Origin of the sequence: Streptomyces sp. NPDC051740 (assembly GCF_044453165.1) — a bacterium.
Classification (GTDB): Bacteria; Actinomycetota; Actinomycetes; order Streptomycetales; family Streptomycetaceae; genus Streptomyces; species Streptomyces atrovirens.
On sequence record NZ_JBITCL010000003.1, the window covers coordinates 1 to 4,428 of the forward strand.

The window sequence follows — 4,428 nt, forward strand, 5'->3', positions numbered from 1 at the left end:
GGCTGCCCGGTGCCGTGGTCCTCGTAGTAGAGCTCGATGTCGGTGGAGTTCTCCTGACCGACGGTGATGAACGGCATGGTGATTGCTGCCTTCCGGTACTGGACGGGATGCGGGGGTGGAATCGGGCGCGGTCGGCGGACCGCGCGGGCGGCCTTCTCGACGACGCGGGTCACGGTGCCGGGGTGGGAGACGGACACCGCGTGGGAGGCGTCCGGCCCCGGTGACAGGTCAGCGGGGGACGTCGAACGTGGCCGCGCGGGGCACGAACGTCGTGTCGCCGTCCTCCGCCGTCGCCAGCACCGACACGTACCAGGCGCCTTCCGCCAGATCGGCCGCGTCCCGCCGCGTCACCTCCAGCGTGTAGGTGCAGCGGGACGTCCCGTCCGAGGTGCCGCGGCACGTGGCCTCGTCCACGTACCGCATCTCCGCCTCGGTCGGGTCGAGTTCGGAACTCGCCGGCCACGCGATGATCCTGACCTCGCGGACACCCGAGTCGTCGCTCACGTCCGCGGTGTAGGAGAGCTTCCCCGCGCCCTGCCGGGACGGGGCGACATAGTCGGCGGAGCCGTTCTCCACGGTCGGCTCCGTGACGGTGGAGGCCGTGGCGTAGCCGCCGGCGGTGACGGCGCCGAGGACGACGGCGCCGAGGACGGACGGGACGAGAACACGCTTGGACATGGTGGATCCCCCGGATACGAGTGGAGTGTCGATGTGCGGGAAAGCGCGGAAGAACCGGTGGTCGGCCGCTTTCCCGATGTGATCGAGACTAGGGCCGGGAGCACCGCCCGCTCCTCCCGCCGGGGAACGATCTCCGTGTCGAACCCGGGGTGCAGCGTCTCCACCCCAGGTAAGAGAACGGGGTCCGCCTCGAGCCCGAGGACAGCCGCTCACCTGCGGCCATAACCTTGATCTCTTATGAAGAACAACGACGACCGGTTCCCGCCCCTCGTGCTGCTCGGCGCCCAGGCCGCGGTGTGGCCGGGGGCGGACGTGATCCGCGGGAGCGTTCCGGCGGGGGCCGACCTTCTCGTGGCGGCCCTCGTCGCCGGGCTGGTGACGGCCGCGCTTTCGCTGCGCCGTTCCAAGCCGGTGATCACCCTTGCCCTGGTCGCCGCCGCCTGTGCGCTGGGAGCCGGTCCCCTGCCCACCGGCGCCATGGCGGTGCTGGGGACAGCGGGTGTGGCCCTGGCCCTGTTCACCGTGGCCGGCGAACGCGACACCTTCACCGCCCTGTTGTGCGTGATGACGCTCGCCCTCTGGCAGTCTCTGTACAGCATCACCCTGCACGGACTCAGTGACCGCGACGGACTCGACCTCGTCCTGACGGCCGTGCTGTACTCCGCCGCGTCCGCCGCCGGAATGCTGGCACGGCGCAGCCGGCTGGCGCGGCAGGCCGCCGAGCAGCGGCTGAAGCGGGCCGAGATCGAGCGTCACCGGCTCCCGGCGGTCGAACGGCAGCGGATGGAAAGGGAGTTGCACGACGTCAGCGCCCACCATCTGACGGCCGTGGTCGTCACGGCGGGTGCGGCGCTCGGACTGCGCGACCGTCGCCCCGAACTGGCCGACGAGGCCCTTCGGTTCGCCGCCGGGACGGGCCGTGAGGTCACCCGGGCGCTCGGCGCGGTGCGGGCACCGGCCCTCTCACGGGAACAGCAACCGTCGCCCAGGGAACGGATGCTGGGGCTGGTCTCCGGATTCTCCCGGCTCGGCCAGCACGTGGAGTGCGAGATCGACGCGCTGCCGGACGGTGCCGTCGCGGACGCGGCGTACGGCATCGTGCGCGAGGCGCTGACCAATGTGGCGCGGCACGCACCCGGTGCGCACACCACCGTGACGTGCCGGTACGGCGACGCCCGCACGGAGGTCGTCGTCACGAGCGCCGCACCGCCGGCCGGTTCGCCGGCGCACGGCACCGGCCTCGGCTCGGGGCGCGGCCAGGGCTTTCTGCGGTCGCGGGCCCGGGAGGCCGGCGGCACCCTGGCCAGCGGTCCGACGGCGGAGGGCGGCTGGGAGGTGAGCGCGGTCCTGCCCGGCCGGATCGCCGCCGCCTCGGTGAAGCGGTCGGTGCCGTGGCAGTACCGCCTGGCGCAGGTGACGGCCGCGACCGGTCTCGTCCTGCAACCGCTGTTTCCCTCCCTGCTGATACGGGCGGAATCCGCGTCGACCGGCCCGGGGGCGTCGGTAGGTGTGCTCTTCGCACTGCTGGCCGCCGGGCAGGCGCTCGCACTGCTGTGGCGGCGCCGGGCGCCCGGCGCCGCCCTGGGCGTCGTACTCGCTCTGGCTCTGCTCTGGCCGGTGGCGATGGCGGTGGGTGGGTACAGCGGGTGGGTGCTCCTGCCTCCGCTGCTGAGCACGGCCGCCACCTGCGCGGTGGTCGTCTCCGTCGCGGCCCGCACGGCCGCCACCGGTCCGTCCGTCGCCGACGGCCGCCCGCGCCTGCCCGCGTGGACCGGCCCGGTCGTGGCCGTGGTGGTGCACGCGGCGGCCACGTCCGCCGCGCTGGTGCACCGGGGCACGTCCTTCCCCGTCTGGGCCGCCGCCGCGGCGGCGGCCCAGACGGCCCTGGTGGTCGGCGCGGCGTGGTGGGCCGGGACCCTGCGCGGGCGTCACCGCCGGGCCGCCCGCAGTGCGCAGGCGGAACATCTCGCGGCCTGGACCGAGGAGGCGGTACGGGACGCCTGGGCCGAGCGCCGCCGGATCGCCACCGGACTGGAGACCACCGTGCTGGCGCGCACCGCCGACATGGTCGCGCAGGCCGAGGCGGGCCGGCTCGACGAGGTCGCCGAACGCGCCCGCGAGGCCCTCGCCGCGATGCGCGCCCTGCTCGACACGGTCCGGGACTCCGGGGCCGTGCCCGCGCTGCGGCCGCAGCCCACCCTGCAGGCTCTCGACCTCCTCGGCCATCAGATCCGGGCCACCGGCCGCGACGTCGGGATACGGCTGACCGACCGGATACCGAGACGGCTGCCCACCGCCGTGGACCTGGCTGCCTACCATGCCTGCGAAACGGTGCTCGCAGCCGGCGGCGAGGAGCCGATGGCGGTGGAACTCGACGCGGACGAAGCCGCGTTGACGATCACGGCGATCGGCGTTCCGGACACCGTACGTTCCGCCCTGTGCCGGCAGTTGTCGGCGCGTGCGGCGATGGCCGGCGGGACGGTCACCGCCGGCCCGTCGGGTCCGGTACGCGTCCTGCTGCCGCTGACCGCGGCACCGGCCGCACCGCGGGACGACGAGGAGGGACAACGATGAGCCTCAGGGTGCTGGTCGTCGACGACCAGGGCATCGTACGGGCGGGGTTCGCCGCCGTGATCGACGCCGAGGAGGACATGACGGTCGTCGGCGAGGCCGCCGACGGCGCCGAGGCGGTACGGCTCGCCGGGGAGCTGGCACCCGACGTGGTCCTCATGGACGTCCGCATGCCCGAACTGGACGGCATCGCCGCCACCCGGATCATCACCGGACGTCCCGACGCACCCCGTGTCCTGGTGCTGACCACCTTCGACCTCGACGCGTACGTGTTCGACGCGTTGCGCGCCGGCGCCTCCGGTTTCCTCCTCAAGGACGTGCACCCCGGCGAACTGCTGAACGGCATCCGGGTGGTGGCCTCCGGCGAGAGCGTCCTCGCCCCGTCCGCCACCCGCCGGCTCATCGGCCACTACGCCTCCGGGCCGAGCACCGCGATTCCGGGCGGCGGCACGCCCCGCGAGCTGAACAGCCTGACCGGCCGCGAGCGCGACGTCCTCGGCCTGATCGCCGCGGGACTCACCAACACGGAGATCGCCGAACACCTCGGCATTACCGTCGGCACCGTGAAGTCCCATGTCAACGCGTTGCTCCGCAAGCTCGGACTACGTGACCGGGTCCAGGCGACGATCCTCGCCTACGACCTCGGCCTCGCCCGCCCCAACCCGCCCCACTCCCCCGCCTGACAGCCCACCGGCCATCACCCTCCAGGAGCCCACCACCATGCCCCGCCCAGGTCTGTCCGTCCTACGCGGCGTGCGCCGCGCCCTCGGCACCGCCGCCCGCATCTACCTGACGGGCTGTGCACTGCTGCTCGGATGGGCGATCATGACCGCCTCCGACGAGTCCATGGCGGCCGTCGTCCCCCTGTTCGCCACCGCCCCGAGCAGCGTCGTACTGCTGTTCCTCCTGCCCGAAGCCGACACGACGTTCCTGCTCTCCATCCTCCTCGGAGCACTGGTCAACGCCATGATCATCGGCTGGTGCGCCCGTGCGCTGCGCCGTGGGAGCACCCCGGACACGGCGTCCTGACGACGGGCGCCACCACCGCGGGGGGGGGGGGGGGGGGGGGGGGGGGGGGGGGCGCCCCCCGCGGGGGGGGGGGGGGGGGGCGGGGGGGGGGGGGGGTCGGGGGGGGGGGGGGGGGGGGGGGGGGGGGGGGGCGGGCGGGGGGGGGGCGGT

At 74.2% G+C, this 4,428-nt stretch carries 4 protein-coding genes; 3 read left to right on the top strand and 1 reads right to left on the bottom strand.

Annotated elements, in window-relative coordinates; translation table 11 throughout:
• Window positions 1-228 precede the first annotated feature (228 nt).
• A complete protein-coding gene (locus ACIA6T_RS05790; protein WP_399445314.1) occupies window positions 229-678 on the bottom strand; it encodes a DUF5707 domain-containing protein in 450 nt (149 codons plus the stop codon).
• Window positions 679-915: 237 nt separating this feature from the next.
• Between ACIA6T_RS05790 and ACIA6T_RS05795 the strand changes: the two genes are divergently transcribed.
• From ACIA6T_RS05795 to ACIA6T_RS05805, 3 genes are read left to right on the top strand one after another with little or no spacing between them, the layout of a single operon-like run.
• Window positions 916-3,252 carry a histidine kinase gene (locus ACIA6T_RS05795; RefSeq protein ID WP_399445315.1) on the top strand — a complete coding sequence of 779 codons (2,337 nt, stop codon included), beginning with the start codon at window positions 916-918 and terminating at the stop codon, window positions 3,250-3,252.
• A complete protein-coding gene (locus tag ACIA6T_RS05800) occupies window positions 3,249-3,932 on the top strand; it encodes a response regulator (RefSeq protein ID WP_399445316.1) in 684 nt (227 codons plus the stop codon). The genes ACIA6T_RS05795 and ACIA6T_RS05800 overlap by 4 nt, the downstream gene beginning before the upstream one ends.
• A 37-nt stretch (window positions 3,933-3,969) precedes the next feature.
• Entirely contained in the window at window positions 3,970-4,278 is a 309-nt protein-coding gene (locus ACIA6T_RS05805; protein WP_399445317.1) for an SCO4225 family membrane protein, read from the top strand.
• The last annotated feature ends 150 nt before the right edge of the window (window positions 4,279-4,428 follow it).

Coding starts and splice junctions, on each gene's coding strand:
- ACIA6T_RS05790 (WP_399445314.1), bottom strand. CDS start 678: ATGTCCAAGCGTGTTCTCGTCCCGTCCGTCCTCGGCGCCGTCGTCCTC.
- ACIA6T_RS05795 (WP_399445315.1), top strand. CDS start 916: ATGAAGAACAACGACGACCGGTTCCCGCCCCTCGTGCTGCTCGGCGCC.
- ACIA6T_RS05800 (WP_399445316.1), top strand. CDS start 3,249: ATGAGCCTCAGGGTGCTGGTCGTCGACGACCAGGGCATCGTACGGGCG.
- ACIA6T_RS05805 (WP_399445317.1), top strand. CDS start 3,970: ATGCCCCGCCCAGGTCTGTCCGTCCTACGCGGCGTGCGCCGCGCCCTC.